This window comes from Rhizobium gallicum bv. gallicum R602sp (genome assembly GCF_000816845.1).
Classification (GTDB): Bacteria; Pseudomonadota; Alphaproteobacteria; order Rhizobiales; family Rhizobiaceae; genus Rhizobium; species Rhizobium gallicum.
Genome location: NZ_CP006877.1, coordinates 2,798,803 through 2,816,738 on the forward strand (window position 1 = coordinate 2,798,803; position 17,936 = coordinate 2,816,738).

A 17,936-nucleotide genomic window follows, 5' to 3' on the forward strand; every position below is an offset into this window, starting at 1 on the left:
GATCCGAGAGGTCCAGCATCTGCCGCTCCCCGAGGTGGGTGACCAAGCCATGAAAGATGGGGAACACGATCCAGAACAGAATCAGGGCCGCAGCGGTCTGAGCTGCGAGGAGCCCCACGTAGATCCATGGTGCCGACAGCCCTGATCTTGACTTCAAGCTCCGCCTCCCAATGCAGTCCCGCTGATCGTTGCTCTGGTGAAAACACGAAGCAGAACGCACAGGCCGCCGTGGCTGATCCCGACGCGCCCTCATGTACGGCGCGGTATTCCGGCCGATGCCGATCCCACCTACCAGTCGAATCGCATTGGAGGCGGGCGCCGCCTGTGGCGATCCGTTCATCGCGTATTCTGGCGTCACTCGACTGGTTCGAACTCGCCCGGCTTCCAGGTCTTGTCGAACCATGACTCCAGCGGGCCATATAGGCGAAGAAGGACGTTCCAACCCTTGCCCGGCACTGTCTGGACCCAGTTGGCCTCATGGCCTTTCGGCGCCGTCGGACCGAACCAGACGTCGACCGACGAGTCCGCGTTGATCACGATGTCCTTCTTGTCGCTTCCGATGCTGGGGAATTGCCGGTCCGTCTGCAGCATCGAACGCGTCTGGTTGTCATACGCCACGAACGACCAGAATTCCTTTGCAGGAATGTTTGGCGGCAGGTGAATCTTATAGGTCTTGCCGCCGTCGAACGGCTTGCCGTCCTTGTCGGTCGTTGCGCCGGCATATTGCGAGCCGATGCCGACGCGCTTTATCGCCATGGCCGGCGTGATGCCCGTTGCGTAGTAATGAAACAGGACACGGGCCTCCAGATAGCGAACGCCGGGCTGCAGCAGAAACTCGTAGCTCCCGCCGACAAAGCCGGTGAACCAGGCGCTGTTCGGGTAATAATAGGCGTCCTTCATGCGGGTCTTGAAGGTGATGGTGCGCGCCGTCGCATTGCCGACGGCCACGGCTTCGGTAAGGATCTTCTTCATCCGCTCGTCGGGCGCGAAGGCTTTGCCCTTGACGATTCCGATGGCTGCGAGCTGTCCCAGCACTTCAGGGTGATAGGCGTCGTTCGGCTCGTACTGGACGATGTCGTTCACTTCCTCGTAGAAATGGAAATTGTTGGCATGGATGGTGTTGAACTCCCTGCCTGAGACGTTGATTAGCTTCATCGGCGGCGGATTGTCGGCTTCCGAAAGCGGATAGACCTTGGCGAATTTCCTGGTGTTTTCGACGGCGGTCGTCGTGCTGCCGTTCTCGAGGAAGCCGCGCCAGAAGAACAGGTTTCCATAGGTCGACGTCCGCAACACGTGATAACCTTCGGGGATCTCGCCCTCGTGGCCCGGCGGCAAGAGCAGGTATTTTCCACCCTTGCCCTTGTCCGGACCGGCATTGCCGACGTCGCCGACATATTCGAACCAGTGGTTGTCGATCATTCCCAGGATATTGGGCGGCGTCTCGATGACCAGCGGACCCGCCTTGGTGTCGAGCCACATGAGATTGTAGATGCTTTCGGTGTTGCCGGTCAGGAACAGCGAATGCGAATCCATGAGATTCTCGAAGATCAGGATGGTCTGGTTGTTGTCCGCGCCCTGGCTGGCCAGTCCAACCCGCATAGCTTCGACGGATGCGCCGGGCATGGCGTTGAGAAAGGCGTCGACACCACGCATGAAATCGAGATTGTCGTAGATCTTCTCCGAAGTGGCGTCGTCCGGAAAGCCGTCGAAGAAATTCAGCTTGCCAATCCTGGTGTCGACGCTCTCCGGCGTGACGATCGAACTCGGTATCGGCGTCGCCATCTCCATCTTCGGTGCTGTCTGCCCGTGCGCGACCCCGGCAAGAAGGACCAGCGCCGAAGCCGCTCCAAAGAGGTTTTTCATCGATGAAATCGTCATGTGGTCCCTCCACTAAGTCAATTTATGGGAGACAACGAGCGGTGGCCGGACGCCGGCTAGAATTTCACCGCCAGTCGCGTGAAGATGCCGTGCTGGGTGGCGTCATAGCGGAAGCCACCTTCCTCATAGTCGGTGTAGAAGGCCTTGTAGCCGAAAGACGAAGCGAGCGTGTCCGTCCAGTTGTAGCGCCGACAGTTGCCGTTCCCTGCAGAGTGATGTCGGGTGCGACGCCGAAGGCGCCGACGTCGGCCATGACGTCCACGAACCATTTGTTATTGACGTCATAATGCATGGTGAGCCCGACCATCGGATCGGTCCAGCTTTGCGAACCGCTGCGGTCGATCGCCGGGAAGAACACGGGATCGATCCCGAGTTCCACCTTGTTGTGCTGGTAGCGAAGTCCACCCGTCGCGTAGAGCTGCATGTTCGCCACGTTGACCGGCAGCTCGTAGCCGACAAGCGCCGTCGCCACGATCTGCGTCTGCTCGAAGTCGGCGGTTCCGCCGAAGGGGCCGACGTCGGCGTCGGTCGAAATCTTGGCCCACATGACATCCGTATAAAGAAGCCAGCTATCGCCTGCTGCTTGAAAGGATCCCGCGAAAACGCCGTCCAAATCCTCGAGCACGTCCAGAGGCGAGACGTCGACCGCCGCCGCCGGGAGGCCGCGCACGCCGATGTCGCCATTCAAGCCTGCCAGCCAGCCGTCGAACGTGACCTGGAATTTCCATCCGCTGTCGACGACGACCGGTCGAGGTTCCGACGTGTCTGCGGCGGCCGCAGGTGTCGCCGCCAGGGCCAGAGCCATCCCGCAATAGATGCTTTTCATTTCAATCATGCAGCAGTCCCCGATTTCCCATGGCTCCGGCGATTGCCGGAACTGATTCCCGGCGCAAGGCTGGCCAATCACGCTGGAAAAACCCCGTATGTTACCGGATCCGTTTGTTCCCGCGGACTATTGGCGTGACCATTTCTGCGACTCGCAGACGACCTTCATCACACAGCCCTTGAGGGTGACCGTGTCGCCGGAGACGCTGATGGTGCCGTTGTAGGTCTTCTTCGCGTCGGGATCGGTGATCTTGCCAGAATAGCTGCCGCCGTTGCCTTCGAACGCGCCGATCTTCTCGCCGGTATGCTTGCCGCTCTTCAGCGTGATGCAGAAACCGCCGCCGCACGGCTCGATCGTGGCGGTGTCGCCGAGCGTCGTCTTCCAGTTTCCGACGATCGGATCGGCTGCGCTCGCCAGTCCGGTCGACATCAGCAGCGCTGTGACGGAGATCAGGATGGGTTTCACGGTAAGGTCCTCGCATGGCTGGCCCGCCAACAGGCCGATGACCGAATGGACCACACAGGCGCTGCCGACCGCAAGAAACTCGCCGTGTGTTACTGTAACCTACATGGTGCCGGCCGGGTTCTGTGTCATCCTCATGACGACTACGCGGATGTGCGGGAGCCCGCGTCGCCTGGCCGGGAGCCGATGCAATGGAATACGACACGGAGTTTGCCAAGCGCAGGTTTCCCGAGCAGACGCTGGAGATCGAAGCGCTTGCCTCCCGCAATGAAAGCTTCCGGGAGCTGTGCAACGACTTTTCCATCGCGGACCAGCACATGCGGGACTGGGAGTCGTCTACGGCTCCTGAGCGAGATGAACGTTATGCCGAGGCGCTCGAACTCATGGATTGGCTCGGCAAGGAAATCCATACCATGCTGGATCTTGCCAAGGTCGTGCCATTCCCGGGCGCCAGATGAACGCGCGATCTCCGCATCATCGGCACGTCGGCCGTTACGGAAAAGGAACAACATGCCTCGACTGATGGCGATCATCTTGATCTTCGCGGTCGCCCTGGTCATGGCGGCTTTGACAGCCTGGGGTTCCCTCGCCCTATGGTATCGCCTGTCCCTGCCTGATTCCGGACGAGCAATTGGCGCTGGCGTCTTCCTCGTCTTCGGTCTCTGCACTGTCGCGGCGCTTGCCAGCCGGCTGCGCATGAGAGCCATCCTTTCGTTCGCTGTCGTCTTTGCCTTGGTTCTCTTCTGGTGGAGCTCGATCAAGCCGGAAGCGAACGCTGCATGGGCGCCGGACGTCGCCCGCCAGGTCACGGGTCGTATCGACGGAAATTTGCTGACCTTGACTGATGTCCGGGATTTCGAGTGGCGAAGCAATTCCGACTTCACGGAGCACTGGACGACACGAACCTACGATGTGAACAAGGTGAAGACAGTCGACCTGTTCATGTCATACTGGGCGGGGCCCCAGATCGCACATGTCATCTTCAGCTTCGGCTTCGAAGGCGGCGAACAACTCGCCTGGTCGATCGAGGTACGCCATAAGGTCGGTGGCGCGTTTTCTCCCCTTGCCGATCTCTTCAAGAACGACCCGCTCGTGGTTGTTGCCGCGGACGAACGTGACGTTGTCGGCGTCCGCTCCAACGTGCGTGGCGAGGACGTCCAAATCTATCGGCTGAGAGCCAGTCCGGAGCAGGCACGAAAGCTACTGCTCGAGTACGTCGCGGAGGCCAACGCCCTCGCCCGGACTCCACAGTACTACAACTCGATCACCACCAACTGCACGACGACCGTCGCCAAGCTGATGCGTGTCGCCGGAGACAAGGTGCCGTTCGACTGGCGGTTGATCGTCAACGGTTATCTTCCCGACTACGCGTATGACCGGGGAGCCATTGACACGTCGATGCCGCTCGCCCGGCTGCGAGAGATTGCCAAAATCCACGGGCGGGCGCGGGCGGATGGATTGTCGCCCGATTTCTCGAAGGCAATCCGTCTCGGCGTGCCCTTCCCGGTCGCCGTCGCTACGCCGTAACGTACAGTAACATACGAAGGGAAACGCGATGATTGAGGCATCGTGCGCCCTGTCAGGAATTCGCTGGGCGAAGTTTCGCCTACGCCCTCAACCAGGACCGAACTCATGAAGCTCATCATCAAGCACTTTCAGAACGTCGCCACGGCTGCGGCCCTCCTGATGATGGTGGCCGTACCAATGTTCGCTCCGACCACGGCCGAAGCCCGCCGTGCGGTGGCTGGATGCGGAGCTAGAGGATGTGCGGCCGTCGGTGGTCGCGGTGCAGTCGTAGTCCCTCGCCCGCCCGTCATGCGGGGCGTCGTCGTGGTGAACCCTCGCCGTTATTGGCCCGCGGGCGGTGCGATTGCCGCGGGGGCTGCCCTCGGCTTCATCGCAGGCGCAGCGGCGGCCTCGGTCGCCGGAACGCCGCCGCAGTCCGGCATGTGCTGGTATTATACCGATAACACCAAGAAGACGGGTTTCTGGGATGTCTGTCCGCGATAACATGCTATGACGTCGGCATGTGGATTGAGGACGGCGATCAATTTGAACAGACAAGGGGTGATGCAGGCGCCATCACCCAGTCGCTCGTCTGACGGCAAGGACGTCAGAGCGTCTTTGAAGTTCACGGAAGTTAACTGATTGAGAAGATCCTCGCCTCCTGATGTGGCGACGGAACATGCCACGCGAACAGCACAAGTGTCTGTTGCGTCAACAAGCTACTGTCCGCCTTCGGGCACGTGACTGCGTATCGATGTCGGAATGCTGATGGGGGATGACTTGGGCTTGTTTGGTTCGTTGACTGCTGGTCGTATCCGGCGACTTCTTCCATGCCTCGCGCTGGTCGTGCTCACAGGCTGTGGCGGACACCCGAAAGACGTGCTGTCGCCCGTTGCGGATACCGTGCCGGATACCAGCCGCGTCGATATGCTGGTCGCGACCACACGCGCCCGATCCACCGTTCCCGGCCAGATGTTTACGGGCGAGCGCGCCCGGACGCCGTCCTTCGCGGAGATGAGAGTTTCACTGCCCAAGATCCGCAAGGAGGGTGACGTCGCCTGGCCAAAGAAGCTGCCTTCAAATCCGGAAACCGATTTCGCCACACTGAAGGCCGACGAGCTCAGTCTCGACGGCGCGAAAGGCTGGCTGAACGCCTCGGTTAGAAAGAACCCCGACCACAGCGTCCTCGTCTTCATCCACGGCTTCAACAATCGCTTTGAAGACAGCGTCTACCGCTTCGCTCAGATCGTCCACGATTCCAATGTCCGCAGCACGCCGATCCTTGTAACCTGGCCATCGCGCGGCAGCCTGCTGGCCTACGGTTATGACCGCGAGAGCACCAACTACACGCGCAACGCACTTGAGACGCTGTTCCAGTATCTCGCCAAAGACGGAGAGGTGAAGGAAGTCAACGTGCTGGCCCACTCAATGGGCAACTGGCTGGCGCTGGAGGCGCTCCGGCAGATGGCGATCCGCAACGGCGGTCTTCCGGGGAAGTTCAAGAACGTGATGCTGGCCGCCCCTGATGTGGACGTCGATGTCTTCCGATCGCAAATCGAGGACATGGGCAACCCGCATCCGCAGTTCACGCTCTTCGTATCGCGCGACGACAAGGCGCTTGCCTTCTCGCGCCGGGTCTGGGGCAACATCCCACGGCTCGGTTCGATCGATCCGGAAACCGCACCGTACAAGGCTGAACTCGCCGACTACAAGATCTCGGTGATCGACCTGACGAAGATCAAGGTCAGCGACGATCTCAATCACAGCAAGTTCGCCGAGTCGCCGCAAGTCGTCCAGCTCATCGGCGCGCGGCTATCCGAAGGGCAGACGCTGACGGACAGCCGGGTCGGTCTTGGCGACACGATCCTTGCGGGGACGACGAATGTGGCGGCGGCGGCCGGAAGTGCCGCGGGTCTCGTACTGACCGCCCCCGTCGCGGTGCTTGACGCCGATACGCGCGGCAACTACGCCAATCATGTCGGCGGCCTGACCGGACAAGACGGCGGAAGGCAGAAGATTGCGGTCAAGAACTGCGCGGCGATTCCGACCGACCCGGCGTGCCGGAAGCCGAGATAACAGGAGACGTCCGCTTGAGCTCGATCGCCCTGGGCGCACTCGTTTTCATCTGCCTGTTCGGGGCCTCGCTGATCGGCATCCTCATCCGTAACCGGCTGCCAGCCCATCACCTCGATTCCGAATCCAAGGACGTGATCCGCCTGTCGACGGCGGTTGTCGGCACCTTGTCTGCCCTTGCCCTCGGGCTGCTGATCGCCTCGGCGAACAACGTCTACAACAACGCCGAAGCCGAACTGCGGACTTCCGTTGCCCGTTTGCTGCTGCTTGACCGGGTGCTGGCGCACTACGGCCCGGAGACGGCGGATGCGCGTAGCCGGCTGCGGCTTCTCGTCGAGAACAAACTTGTTCAGGGATGGGGAACCGCGGCCGAGCGGGCGGGCATCGAACCATACGATGAAAACCAAGGCATCGAGCCTGTGCAGGGCGAACTTCGCAACCTGGTTCCGGCGACCGAACCACAGCGCTTGCTTCAGGCTCGAGCGCTCGAGATCAGCGGCCTTCTGGCCGAAGCCCACTGGATGTTCGTCGAAAGCAGTTCGGAAGGGCTGCCGACTGCGTTTCTCGTTATCCTCGTCTTTTGGCTGGCGTGGCTGTTCCTGACCTTTGGCCTCCAGGCCCCGGCCAATTCGACCGTGATCGGGGTCATGCTGGTCTGTTCGCTGTCAGTCGCAGCAGCGATCTTCCTCGTCGTCGACATGGCGCATCCGTATCTTGGCGTCATCTATGTCTCGGACGGGCCGCTGCGGGCTGCGCTTGAACACATTGACTCTCGGTAACTGCGCGGGCGGACCGAGCGCCTCCGTATGGTTCACCCCGAGAATCCTTCCCGACAGTGCCACATTTGCCGGCAGCGAAACCTCTTTCAGGTAGACGAAACGCTCTTCGGGAGCTAGGTTGCATCAGGGGATTCCAATACAAGCTGTAACTGTCGCGCATATGCTGTGACCGGTGAGGAGGATGCAATGCAGCCCTCGGTGCCTACGCCTGACAATCGGGCCGAGCGCCCCTGTCCGACCCATGAGGAGGTCAGGGCGCAGCTTAAACGGATTCTGTCCAGCCGCGAGTTTCCCAGCGCCGGACGTGGCGCTGCCTTCCTGAAATATGTTACCGAGGAGACGCTTGCAGGCCGGGCACAGCGTCTCAAGGCGTATTCGATCGCCATCGAAGTGTTCCACCGAAGCGCGAGCTTCTCTCAGGAAGATCCCGTCGTTCGGATCGAGGCCGGACGTCTGCGCCGGGTCATCGAACGCTACTATCTCATTGCGGGCCAGCGCGATCCGATCCGCATCGACATCCCCAAGGGCGGCTACGTGCCGACCTTTACGCGGAATGACGCGCCGATAGAAGCGGCCGGGGATGCGCTGAACGAAGACGTCACCGAGGCCCCTGCTTTCGCGTGGCGGCGTCTCGCCTGGCCCGTGCTGGCCGTGCTCGTGGCATTCGTCTGCGCGGGGCTTGGCTATTACGCGGGCGTTCTGACGGGGCCGGCCACCGGTCGTTCCGCCGGGCAGGTTCCGGGCGAGCCGACCCTCGTCATCGCACCCTTCGCGGACCTGGGCGATGGCCCGCAGGCTGCTCGCTATACCGCCGGGCTGACCGAGGAGCTTCTAACCGCCCTTCCCCGCTTCAAGGAGATCACCGTCTTCGGCCGCGAGACATCGAAGGCACTGCCTCCCGGTGTCGAGGCATCGCAGGTGCGCGAGGGACTTGGCGCCCGTTACCTTCTCGCAGGCGGGGTCCGCGTCGCGGGCGACAAGGTCCGTGTGACCGTGCGCCTCGTCGACACCTCCAACGGATCCATCCTGTGGTCGCAAGACTACGACGAGAATCTGGACACGCACGAGCTCTTCTTCATTCAGACGGATGTCGCGAGCAAGGTGGCAACGGCGATCGCCCAGCCTTACGGCATCATCGCAAAATCGATGGCGGCCAACCCGCCGCCGGACGATGTTGGCGTCCATGACTGCACGCTGCGCTACTACGCCTACCGCGAGGAGCTGAACTCGGAAGCGCATCTGATCGCGCGCGACTGCCTGCAGAACGCCGTGGCGCGTTTCCCCGCCTACGCGACGGCTTGGTCAATGCTCTCGATCATCCATCTCGACGAGGGCCGGTTCGAGTTCAATCCGCAGAGTGACAAGGGTCCCGCGATGGAGCGCGCGCTCGGTTCGGCGCGGCGGGCGGTCTCGCTCGAACCCGACAACACGCGCGCCCTGCAGGCGCTCATGACGGCACTGTTCTTCAACAACGAGACGAAAGAGGCGTTCGATGTCGGCGAGGAGGCGCTCGCCGCCAACCCGAACGACACGGAGTTCCTCGGGGAGCTCGGAACGCGCGTCGCGTTCTCGGGGCAATGGAAGCGTGGCGCGGAACTGCTGGATCGTGCGATCAAGCTCAATCCAGGCGGAGCCGGATATTACTTCGGGACGCGCGCCCTGATCGCCTGCATGCTCGACGAGCATGAGATGGCGGTGCGGCTGATCCGCAAAGCCGACCTGCAGAAATTTCCGCTCTTCCATGGCGTTGCGGCGGTCATCTACTCCGAGGCCGGGCTGTTAGCAGAAGCGAGGCGCGAGGGCGAGGTGTTCATGAAAATGCGCCCCGACTATCTGCCCAACATCGTGGCCGAGAACCGGAAGAGAAACCTGCCACCGAAGGACAGCACGCGCATGATCGCAGCGCTTCGACGGGCTGGACTGCCAGTGCCCAGCGCGACGGATGTCGAAGCTGAGTTCAGGGTTTCCGACGCCGCATACGGCCGTTAGGGCCGTATGCTACGGTAGCATACGTTTCTTTTCCGGCGTGTTCCGTCATTCTTCCGGCGCATGACCTCAGTCTGGCTCACCGCCAGCCTCGGCATCAGACGGAGAATAGTGCAATGGCCACGACCGCATCGACCCGCATCTTGCTGCGAAGGACATCCCTGACGCTTGCAGTCTCAGCGACGCTCGGCATGGGGTCGACCGCCTACGGACAGAATTCCAGCGCCGATCTCGCCAAGAAACCTTCGAATCCGATCGCCTCGCTCATCAGCGTCCCCTTCCAGTTGAACTATGACCACGGCTACGGCCCGCTCGATGGCGACAAGACGTCGCTGAACATCCAGCCCGTGATCCCCATCTCGCTGAACGCCGACTGGAACCTGATCTCCCGCACGATCCTGCCCGTGACCTTCCAGGACGACATCGCCGGGCCATCCGGATCGCAGTTCGGTCTCGGCGACGTCGTCCAGAGCTTCTTCCTGTCGCCTGCCAAGCCAACCGATGGCGGCCTCATCTGGGGCGCGGGACCTGTCTTCCTGATCCCGACCGCGACTGACGACCTGCTCGGCGGCGAGAAATTGGGCGCAGGAGCGACGATTGTTGCGCTGAAGCAGGGCGGCCCCTGGACCTATGGCGTGCTGGCCAACCACATCTGGTCGTTCGCTGGCAATGAGGACCGCAACGACATCAGCAACACGTTCCTGCAGCCCTTTCTTTCTTACACGACACCGAATGCATGGACGTTCGCGCTGAACACGGAACCCACATACGACTGGAAGGCGAATGAATGGTCGGTGCCGATCAATCCGACCGTCTCCAGGCTGGTCAAGGTGAACGAGCAGCCGATCAGCCTGACGGCCGGGCTCCGATACTGGGCGGCGGCTCCGGACAACGGCTCCGAAGGGCTGGGCGGGGGTCGGGCTGACGTTCCTATTTCCGAAGTAGGCGCAAAGAGCCCCGAAGAGACATCGTACTCATAACTGGAGCTCGTTCGGCGCATGTCCGCAGTCGGATAACCTTCTCCTGCTACCTCTGCATGCCCGACCGCACGCTGCGAACCAAAAGGACGTTCACATGCTTACGAAACGCGATCTGCTCCGCTCTGCTGCGATGGCCGCATTCGCCGCCACGACGGCGAAATCCACCCAGGTATTTGCGCAGAATAAGGCCGAATCGCCCAGCCTGCTGGAGGCCAAAGACATTGCCGAAGAGGGCTTCATCTACGGCTTGCCGCTCGTGATGAACTACGCAGTCATGCAGGAGTTCGCCGTGGACAGGAATTCCGGACAGTTCAAGGCACCGTTCAACGAAATCAACAACATGCATCAAGTCGCCACCCCGGCGGACACCGCAATCATCACACCGAACAGCGACACGCCTTACTCGATCCTCTGGCTGGATTTGCGCGCCGAACCGATGGTCATCTCGGTGCCAGCGGTCGAGAAGGACCGCTATTATTCGGTCCAGTTCATCGACGGAAACACCTACAATTTCGGCTATATCGGCTCGCGCGCCACAGGGACCGAGCCGGGCTCCTATCTCGTTGTCGGACCCGACTGGAAAGGCGAGAAGCCCAACGGCATCAAGCAGGTCTTCTCCTCGACCACCCCGTTCGTGTTCGCCAACTTCCGGACCCAACTTATCAACGCCGAAGACATGCCGAACGTGGAAAAGGTGCAGGCGGGCTACAAGGCGCAACCGCTTTCAGCCTTCCTCAAACAGCCCGCCCCGCCCGCCGCACCGACGATCGAGTTCGTTCCTGCCACCACTGCCGGGATCAAGAAAAACTTCTTCCTATATCTCGACGTGGCCCTGCAATACGTCCCTGAGACGTCAAGGGACGAAGCAATCCGAGCCAAGCTTGCAAGGATTGGCATCGGTTCCGGTAAGACCTTCGAGTTCAAGGATCTGTCGCTCGAACATAAGGCAGAAATGCTGGCCGGCATGAAGCAAGGTGACGATAAAATCAACAAATGGCTGGCCAGCGGAAACGAACCCATCAACGGCTGGAACGTCAGTTCGCTGCTTGGCGATGAGGCCTTCTTCAACGGCGATTGGTTGATGCGGGCTGGGGCCGCCAAGGCCGGTCTCTATGGCAACGATGCCGCAGAGGCCATGTACCCCTTCACCCGAACGGATGCGACCGGTGAACCGCTCGACGGCAGCAAGCACAAGTACACCATCACCTTTCCGCCTGGCCAGTTGCCGCCTGTGCATTCGTTTTGGTCCGTGACGATGTACGACGGCAAGAGCCAGTTCCTGGTCAAGAATCCGATCAATCGCTACCTCATCAACTCTCCGATGTTGCCGGGGATGAAAAAGGACGCTGACGGTTCGCTGACGCTGTACATCCAGAAAGACAGCCCTGGTGCGGACAAGGAAGCCAACTGGCTTCCGGCCCCGGATGGCACAATCTATCTCGTGATGCGCCTGTACTGGCCGAAGACGGAAGCGCCTTCGATCCTGCCGGCGGGGAAAGGGACATGGCAGCCGCCCGGCGTGAAACGGGTCTCGTAGAAGACGCTGAACGCCGACGATAACTTGATTTCCCGCACAATCCTGCCCCTTTCTATCATGTGCAAAGGATGCCTCAGACGGGCCTGACAAACACAAAGCTGCTTTTGCTCTCTCCGCCGCTCGGCAAGGCAATCGTGGCCGTGGATCCTCGAAACTCGGCTGCGAGCGGCCGCATCATGTCGACCAGGGGATCCAGAAATTCCGAGAGCGCTTGCGGCCCCACTCTCGTCTGGCCGGACACAGCCAACAGAGCGGCCCTCTGCGCCAAATAGGCTTGGGCTTGAGGACCTAGAGTCGTCGGCACGGAATCACCTGGCCTTTTAAACGCTGTCGGATCGCTCACATATGTCCTTCTTCGGTGGTTTTCTGATTTAGCTGAAAGACAGGTGCCCATCTCGCTCTTGAAATGCCGGCACACTATGCTTCACGAAATTAGCTGATGACTTCTTGCCCACCGCGTGATCGCATCTTGGGGTGTAGGCGCGGGTCCGAAGAAATGTTCTTGTTTCGAAATATTCGAAACGTAGACGCCCTTCTTGAAGAACAGGAACATCTCGATCAGATCGTACCCAAGCTCGGAAAACAGCTTCACGGGCCGAGCGAGCAAGCGGAAAACCAACCATGGCACGACCCGAACCCTAAGACGTCTCTTCGTAATTTCGGAGACGATATCGGCGATCTCTTGCTGACTCTTGGGGCCATCGCGCCAGCCGACATCGATGGTTTGGTTGTTGATTTCACTGCCAGGAAACGTCGCGGCTTTGGCAAGATATGAGGCCAGATCATCTGTTAGAACATAGGACCACCTCGTGGTCTTATCGCCCATCGCCAGGAACCGGCCAGCTTTCACACCCTTCGCAATAAAGTCCGTACTCTGATCGAGAAATGTAGGCGCGCGGACAAATACATACGGCACCCCGGAGGCCTTGATCAGATCCTCGGCCACTTTCTTGGCGTGGAAATGCGGCACTGCAGACGCAGCCTCGCAGCTAACGATGCTGAGAAAGACAAATCGGCCAACTTTGGCTCTTGCCGCCGCCTCTATAAGGTTCTTGTTGCCCTGGAAATCCGTGTCGAGGCTTCCCTTCATGTAACTGTTAGCTGAACTGACGACGACGTCCACGCCCCGCAAAGCACGATCCAATGAAGCTGGATCCATCATGTCGCCGCGCACCCATTCGACGTCGGCGCTTTCATTTGAGGGCGCGCCCTTTCGCGACATCGCGACGACGGCAACGCTCGCATCAAGCGTCAAGTTGCGAAGAATCTTCGCTCCGAGGAACCCTGTTGCGCCGACGACCAGGACCTTCTTTTTCGCCGTCGCGCTTGAGCCTTCGATCTCGGCGAGTGCCTTCTTATCCGAGGCAGTCAAGGGATTTGCTGATAGAGGCAATCTAGTCTCCTGTCATGAACTAATATCGGTCCGGGCGCTCAGGACGGGGTAATCGATGTAGCCCTGTGCGGTGCCGCCGAAGAAGGTGTTGTGGTCTGCCTCGTTCATCGCTGCATTAGCCTTCAGCCGCACGACGAAGTCCGGATTGGCCAAGACCATCTGGCCATAGGCTTCGAGATCGGCCAGTCCCGAAGTCACGTCGACGCCGATCTGATCGTGCGGGCGACCCGGCCGGTTGAGGATCAGCGGTTGGTGCCAGAGCTTGCGGATGTTGGCGAGTAGCGGCTCGTCGCCTTGGTGCATGATGTGCATATAGGCGAGCCCGAGGTTGTCGAGTTCGGCGACGAGATGGCGATAAAGATCCGCCCCTTCAGCGCCTTCGTCAATTCCCCACATCGTCGTGCCGGGGGACAGTCGGATTGCAGTTCTGTCCGCACCGATCTCCTCGGCGATCGCCGTGGCGACCTCGATGGCGAAGCGGGCACGGTTCTCGATGGAGCCGCCATATTCGTCCGTGCGCGTGTTGGCACTCGGCGCGAAGAACTGCTGGACGAGGTAGGCGTTTGCGCCGTGAATCTCGATGCCGTCGGCGCCGGCCTCGATCGCTGAGCGGGCCGCGTGACGGAAATCGGCGACGGTTCGGCGCACTTCTTCGGTCGTCAGCGCGCGCGGCGCGGGAATGTCCTGCATCCCGGTCGCCGTGAACATGGCCGTCCCCGGCGCGATCGCGGACGGTGCGACGCCTTGGCGATGATGCGGCGTGTTGTCGGGATGCGACATACGCCCAGCGTGCATGAGCTGGATGAAGATGTGGCCGCCTTTATCGTGCACGGCGGACGTGATCTTGCGCCAGCCGGCGACATGGGCGGGCGTATAGATGCCGGGTGTGGTGAGATAGCCCTGGCCGTCATCCGAGGGCTGGGTGCCTTCAGTGACGATCAGGCCGAGCTCGGCGCGCTGAGCATAATATTCCATGGCCAGCTCGCCCGGCGTACCGTCGAAGCCGGCGCGGCTGCGAGTCATCGGGGCCATCACGAGGCGGTTCGGCAGAGCGTAGCGGCCGACGCGGACAGAGGTGAAGATGGGGTTCATTGTGGGCTCTCCATTGGCTGGAGCCCTTATCCACTATTCCAATCTAAGGATAATCGGGCAAAACTGAAATCAGTTTTCCATCTATGGCGCAATCACATGAGTCATTTGAACGATATGGCACTATTCGTGGAGGTCGCTAGAGCCAGGAGCTTTCGGAAGGCTGCGGAGGCTCTCGGCATGCCAAACTCCACTCTGTCGCGACGTGTCAGCGAATTGGAGAAGGCTATCGGGCTGAGGCTCCTACACCGCACGACGCGCAAGATCGAGCTCACCGAGGCCGGTCAGCTCTATTTTGAGCGGAGCAAGCGGATCGTCGACGAGGCACGGCTCGCACACGAACAGCTCGGCGCGATGCTTGAGCAGCCAAGCGGCGTCCTCCGGGTTTCGCTTCCGGTCGACCTCGCTACTTTTTACCTCACGCCGATCATCGGCGATTTCGCGCGGCATTATCCCGGCATCTCGTTCGAATTCGACCTGACCCCGCGCCGTGTCGATCTGGTCACCGAGCCGTTCGATGTGGCGATCCGCATAGGCAAAATGGCAGATTCCACTCTGATAACTCGCCTGATCGGGCGGCATTCGCTGCACCTCTATGCGTCTCCTGGCTATATCGAAGCGTCAGGCGAGCCCGCCACACCGGCGGAACTGGCGAAGCATGAATGCATCGGCATGCTGCGGAGCCCTACCTGGACTTTGCACCGGGAGATGAACAAGGTCGATGTCGCCGTTAGCGGCCGCTTCACGCTCAACAGCGTCGGGATGATCCGAGCCCTGGCGGTCAACCACCAGGGCATCGCCCTGCTTCCCGAGAAGATCGTTGCTGAGGACTTGGCCTTCGGCCGGCTCCGACGCATACTGCCCGAGTGGCAGGGCTCGGCGGTCAGCATCTACGCCGTCACCGAAACTCGCCTTATTCCAGCCAAGACCCAGCGCTTCATCGAGTTCCTATCCTCTAGGCTGATGGAAGCTTGAACCTGGAGTTTCTTATGGAAGCACGCGGGACCGGCAGCTTTCGGAAAGGTGCGGGCTTGATGGTCTAAGACCGGAATGGGCCTGACTGCCGACGACGATGTCATCTCATCCCGCCCAGGGAAAAGCTCGAAAAGCGCTTGGCCTCGACATGCCGGTTAGAGAAGGCGCCGTCGCTGGGATGGGCCGCGCTCGTCCCACCTGAGGACCTGTCCATCGTATCGACCGAAACGATGTCAATGATCTCCCAACTGTCGAAGATTTTCCGCCCACCGCAGATGTCAGCGGACACGACGCCGACGCCGAGCTCGATACTGGTCGCGAGAAAGTCTTCGCCATTGTCTCTATCGAGAACACAAACATTGCAACCTTTGGAGAACGGCGCGCAGCCTGTCGCTGCATCCTTGCGTACAGGCCTATACGACATGCGCTCCTCGGATCGTTCGGCTCTTCCGAACCGCAGATTGGCGATCTGCCGACTAATCCGGACGGGCATTTCGGTTTAAATCATTGTCATCACCCCGGCATGGGGCGAGCAACCGATCAACGAAAGGAATTCGTCATGTCCAGACTTGCAAACAAGACCGCCCTCATCACCGGCGGCACCAGCGGCATCGGCCTTGAGACCGCCCGCCAGTTCATCGCGGAAGGGGCTCGCGTCGCCATCACGGGCAGCAGCGCGGCCAGCGTTGAGAACACCCGGAAGGAATTCGGCGACAAGGCGCTGGTCATCCAGTCCGACGCCGGAAGTGTCGAAGGACAGAAGGACGTCGCGCGGCAGATCGAGCAGGCGTTCGGTCATCTGGACATCCTCTTCGTAAATGCCGGCGTCGCCCAGTTCGGTCCGGTAGAAGGCTGGACGGAGGCCGACTTCGACAAGTCGGTCGCGACGAACGTCAAGGGTCCGTATTTCCTGATCCAGGCGCTGCTGCCGATCTTCGCCAAGGGTGCGGCCATCGTGCTGAACATCTCGATCAACGCGCACATCGGAATGCCCAACTCCAGCGTCTACGCCCTTACCAAGGGTGCGCTTCTCACCTTCGCCACGACGCTCTCGGGAGAGCTGATCGGCCGCGGCATCCGCGTCAACGCCGTGAGCCCCGGCCCGATCGCAACGCCGCTATACGGCAAGCTGGGAACGTCGGAGGCAGACTCGAAGGCCATGGCCAGCCAGATCCAGAGCCAGATCCCCGCCGGCCGCTTCGGCGACGCAGCCGAGGTTGCGAAGACGATCATCTTCCTCGCTTCGGACGAAGCTTCCTACATCGTAGGCAGCGAGCTGATTATCGACGGCGGGATGAGCAACCTCTGAGGGCTATCTCGCCAGCGTGCTCGGGCAGCGGGTCCAACCGACGAGGTGGGCCTTCTCCACGAAAATCGTGACGGCGTAGGCGACAGTTTGATCGAGCTCGACCTTTCGTTCCGGACTATCTGGCTGGGCACTCGGTGGATTGATCATGGCGAGGTTGCCTTTCAGAGAGATATGGTCACGGCGGACGGGTTAGATGCTCGCCTGGCGTTTCGTTGCCCGCACCGAGAAATCGGAAAAACCGGTGCGTTCATCATCTCCGTCGTGTCCGATTGACACACCGCGACCTCACGCGACCTCACGCAATTAACCTCCGTTCCTAGCGAAGGTTCCAGTAGACACTATAATAGCGATCCCGGCCCCGTTTCGCGGTTGCCAGCTAGAAGATCGACGTCGCATCGCCTACGCGCCCTTGAAACCAACACAATCATCGATTATCTGCAGGTAATCGGCGTTGCTGGTGAGCACTCCACGCGAGCGTTCGCGACTGCCGAAGTCGCTTATCTGCTTTTGACCACGGATGTACTGGCAATGGTGTGAAAAGCGATGTCGAGAAGGTCGGTGCGGTTTCGCCCCGGCCTTTTTTATTGCCTGGTTATCAGGGCAGAGCGCCCGGCCACTCATTCGGCGGTTCTCCGGGCGGGACATCGATTCCCCCAGGGCCAGCCGCTAAGGTTTTAGATCGAGCAGAGCGCGACCGCTTCCATCCATGGCGAATGGCACGGATGCATGTTGGTGGGACACCATCCAGCGGCCATCGCGCTTCACCAGGCCAAGTGTTTGACGAAACCAAAGATCGACCTCAGTGCCATCAGTTTTAGTTCCTGTCATGCGCGTCAGACCACTCCAGAAAGCAACGTCTCCGCCGACTGTTAGCTTGGCGTCGCAAACATCGCCACCGATCGGACCTTCCCAGGTATTGAACCACGCCTGTAGGCCTGCCTCATCCTTGCCGTGGTAGACGAGCGGCGGTGCTAGCGAAAACTCGACAGAATCCTCGGTTTCGTAGGAAAGTGCACCCTTGGCATCTTTTTCGCCGAGCGCGGAAGCGCGCATCGTTAGCATGGCGATAATCGCCTCGTCTTCGATTTTGACTTTGGTTTCGTTGCTCATTGGCCGTTCTCCTGTGCTGTTCAAGCAGAGGAC

Annotated in this window: 16 protein-coding genes and 1 pseudogene; 10 read left to right on the plus strand and 7 right to left on the minus strand. The window is 60.6% G+C overall.

The window, feature by feature from the left end:
- Positions 1 to 354: 354 nt before the first annotated feature.
- The 3 genes from RGR602_RS13890 to RGR602_RS13900 form a co-directional block, all read right to left on the minus strand.
- Complete coding sequence (locus tag RGR602_RS13890; RefSeq protein ID WP_082046544.1) at positions 355 to 1,878, minus strand: DUF1254 domain-containing protein; 1,524 nt, start codon at positions 1,876 to 1,878, stop codon at positions 355 to 357.
- A gap of 64 nt (positions 1,879 to 1,942) precedes the next feature.
- Positions 1,943 to 2,713 carry a hypothetical protein gene (locus RGR602_RS13895; RefSeq protein ID WP_223843941.1) on the minus strand — a complete coding sequence of 257 codons (771 nt, stop codon included), beginning with the start codon at positions 2,711 to 2,713 and terminating at the stop codon, positions 1,943 to 1,945.
- A 117-nt stretch (positions 2,714 to 2,830) separates the two neighbouring features.
- Positions 2,831 to 3,133 (minus strand): DUF2147 domain-containing protein, encoded by a 303-nt coding sequence (locus RGR602_RS13900; RefSeq protein ID WP_052451644.1) that lies wholly within the window; start codon positions 3,131 to 3,133, stop codon positions 2,831 to 2,833.
- Between the two features lie 224 nt (positions 3,134 to 3,357).
- On the opposite strand from RGR602_RS13900, the gene RGR602_RS13905 reads away from it, so the two are divergent.
- The 8 genes and pseudogenes from RGR602_RS13905 to RGR602_RS13940 all read left to right on the plus strand — a co-directional run bounded on the left by RGR602_RS13905 (position 3,358) and on the right by RGR602_RS13940 (position 12,027).
- On the plus strand, positions 3,358 to 3,624 hold the full coding sequence (locus tag RGR602_RS13905; protein ID WP_039845597.1) for a hypothetical protein: 267 nt from the start codon (positions 3,358 to 3,360) through the stop codon (positions 3,622 to 3,624).
- 52 nt (positions 3,625 to 3,676) lie between these two features.
- Positions 3,677 to 4,693: an Lnb N-terminal periplasmic domain-containing protein gene (locus RGR602_RS13910; RefSeq protein WP_039845598.1), complete on the plus strand. Its 1,017-nt coding sequence runs from the start codon at positions 3,677 to 3,679 to the stop codon at positions 4,691 to 4,693.
- Between the two features lie 105 nt (positions 4,694 to 4,798).
- Positions 4,799 to 5,176, plus strand: coding sequence for a hypothetical protein (locus RGR602_RS13915; protein WP_039845599.1), 378 nt, complete (start codon positions 4,799 to 4,801; stop codon positions 5,174 to 5,176).
- Positions 5,177 to 5,440: 264 nt separating this feature from the next.
- The gene (locus RGR602_RS13920; protein WP_052451559.1) at positions 5,441 to 6,748 is read left to right on the plus strand and encodes an alpha/beta hydrolase; all 1,308 of its coding nucleotides are present in this window, start codon (positions 5,441 to 5,443) and stop codon (positions 6,746 to 6,748) included.
- Positions 6,749 to 6,762: 14 nt separating this feature from the next.
- Positions 6,763 to 7,524 (plus strand): bestrophin-like domain, encoded by a 762-nt coding sequence (locus RGR602_RS13925; protein ID WP_039845600.1) that lies wholly within the window; start codon positions 6,763 to 6,765, stop codon positions 7,522 to 7,524.
- Between the two features lie 186 nt (positions 7,525 to 7,710).
- Positions 7,711 to 9,513 carry an adenylate cyclase gene (locus RGR602_RS13930; protein WP_039845601.1) on the plus strand — a complete coding sequence of 601 codons (1,803 nt, stop codon included), beginning with the start codon at positions 7,711 to 7,713 and terminating at the stop codon, positions 9,511 to 9,513.
- A gap of 188 nt (positions 9,514 to 9,701) precedes the next feature.
- Positions 9,702 to 10,455, plus strand: a pseudogene (locus RGR602_RS13935) (transporter).
- Between the two features lie 129 nt (positions 10,456 to 10,584).
- The gene (locus RGR602_RS13940; protein ID WP_039845602.1) at positions 10,585 to 12,027 is read left to right on the plus strand and encodes a DUF1254 domain-containing protein; all 1,443 of its coding nucleotides are present in this window, start codon (positions 10,585 to 10,587) and stop codon (positions 12,025 to 12,027) included.
- 424 nt (positions 12,028 to 12,451) lie between these two features.
- Here RGR602_RS13940 and RGR602_RS13945 read toward each other — a convergent pair whose 3' ends face one another.
- Together RGR602_RS13945 and RGR602_RS13950 are read right to left on the minus strand one after the other, a co-directional pair.
- A complete protein-coding gene (locus RGR602_RS13945) occupies positions 12,452 to 13,420 on the minus strand; it encodes an SDR family oxidoreductase (protein ID WP_082046545.1) in 969 nt (322 codons plus the stop codon).
- Between the two features lie 12 nt (positions 13,421 to 13,432).
- Positions 13,433 to 14,512, minus strand: coding sequence for an alkene reductase (locus RGR602_RS13950; RefSeq protein ID WP_039845604.1), 1,080 nt, complete (start codon positions 14,510 to 14,512; stop codon positions 13,433 to 13,435).
- 96 nt (positions 14,513 to 14,608) lie between these two features.
- On the opposite strand from RGR602_RS13950, the gene RGR602_RS13955 reads away from it, so the two are divergent.
- On the plus strand, positions 14,609 to 15,484 hold the full coding sequence (locus RGR602_RS13955; protein ID WP_039845605.1) for a LysR family transcriptional regulator: 876 nt from the start codon (positions 14,609 to 14,611) through the stop codon (positions 15,482 to 15,484).
- A gap of 100 nt (positions 15,485 to 15,584) precedes the next feature.
- Here RGR602_RS13955 and RGR602_RS13960 read toward each other — a convergent pair whose 3' ends face one another.
- Positions 15,585 to 15,908, minus strand: coding sequence for a hypothetical protein (locus tag RGR602_RS13960; protein WP_039845606.1), 324 nt, complete (start codon positions 15,906 to 15,908; stop codon positions 15,585 to 15,587).
- A gap of 135 nt (positions 15,909 to 16,043) precedes the next feature.
- Between RGR602_RS13960 and RGR602_RS13965 the strand changes: the two genes are divergently transcribed.
- Positions 16,044 to 16,793 (plus strand): SDR family oxidoreductase, encoded by a 750-nt coding sequence (locus RGR602_RS13965; protein ID WP_039845607.1) that lies wholly within the window; start codon positions 16,044 to 16,046, stop codon positions 16,791 to 16,793.
- A gap of 666 nt (positions 16,794 to 17,459) precedes the next feature.
- Here the strand turns inward: RGR602_RS13965 and RGR602_RS13975 are convergent.
- Entirely contained in the window at positions 17,460 to 17,903 is a 444-nt protein-coding gene (locus RGR602_RS13975) for a YybH family protein (protein ID WP_039845609.1), read from the minus strand.
- Between the last annotated feature and the right edge of the window lie 33 nt (positions 17,904 to 17,936).

What these genes read in the sequence shown, in the direction of transcription:
- RGR602_RS13915 (WP_039845599.1), top strand. Translation starts at nt 4,799, where the DNA reads ATGAAGCTCATCATCAAGCACTTTCAGAACGTCGCCACGGCTGCGGCC.
- RGR602_RS13930 (WP_039845601.1), top strand. Translation starts at nt 7,711, where the DNA reads ATGCAGCCCTCGGTGCCTACGCCTGACAATCGGGCCGAGCGCCCCTGT.
- RGR602_RS13975 (WP_039845609.1), bottom strand. Translation starts at nt 17,903, where the DNA reads ATGAGCAACGAAACCAAAGTCAAAATCGAAGACGAGGCGATTATCGCC.
- RGR602_RS13955 (WP_039845605.1), top strand. Translation starts at nt 14,609, where the DNA reads ATGAGTCATTTGAACGATATGGCACTATTCGTGGAGGTCGCTAGAGCC.
- RGR602_RS13920 (WP_052451559.1), top strand. Translation starts at nt 5,441, where the DNA reads ATGGGGGATGACTTGGGCTTGTTTGGTTCGTTGACTGCTGGTCGTATC.
- RGR602_RS13890 (WP_082046544.1), bottom strand. Translation starts at nt 1,878, where the DNA reads ATGACGATTTCATCGATGAAAAACCTCTTTGGAGCGGCTTCGGCGCTG.
- RGR602_RS13940 (WP_039845602.1), top strand. Translation starts at nt 10,585, where the DNA reads ATGCTTACGAAACGCGATCTGCTCCGCTCTGCTGCGATGGCCGCATTC.
- RGR602_RS13950 (WP_039845604.1), bottom strand. Translation starts at nt 14,512, where the DNA reads ATGAACCCCATCTTCACCTCTGTCCGCGTCGGCCGCTACGCTCTGCCG.
- RGR602_RS13900 (WP_052451644.1), bottom strand. Translation starts at nt 3,133, where the DNA reads ATGTCGACCGGACTGGCGAGCGCAGCCGATCCGATCGTCGGAAACTGG.
- RGR602_RS13905 (WP_039845597.1), top strand. Translation starts at nt 3,358, where the DNA reads ATGGAATACGACACGGAGTTTGCCAAGCGCAGGTTTCCCGAGCAGACG.
- RGR602_RS13910 (WP_039845598.1), top strand. Translation starts at nt 3,677, where the DNA reads ATGCCTCGACTGATGGCGATCATCTTGATCTTCGCGGTCGCCCTGGTC.
- RGR602_RS13960 (WP_039845606.1), bottom strand. Translation starts at nt 15,908, where the DNA reads ATGTCGTATAGGCCTGTACGCAAGGATGCAGCGACAGGCTGCGCGCCG.
- RGR602_RS13895 (WP_223843941.1), bottom strand. Translation starts at nt 2,713, where the DNA reads ATGATTGAAATGAAAAGCATCTATTGCGGGATGGCTCTGGCCCTGGCG.
- RGR602_RS13965 (WP_039845607.1), top strand. Translation starts at nt 16,044, where the DNA reads ATGTCCAGACTTGCAAACAAGACCGCCCTCATCACCGGCGGCACCAGC.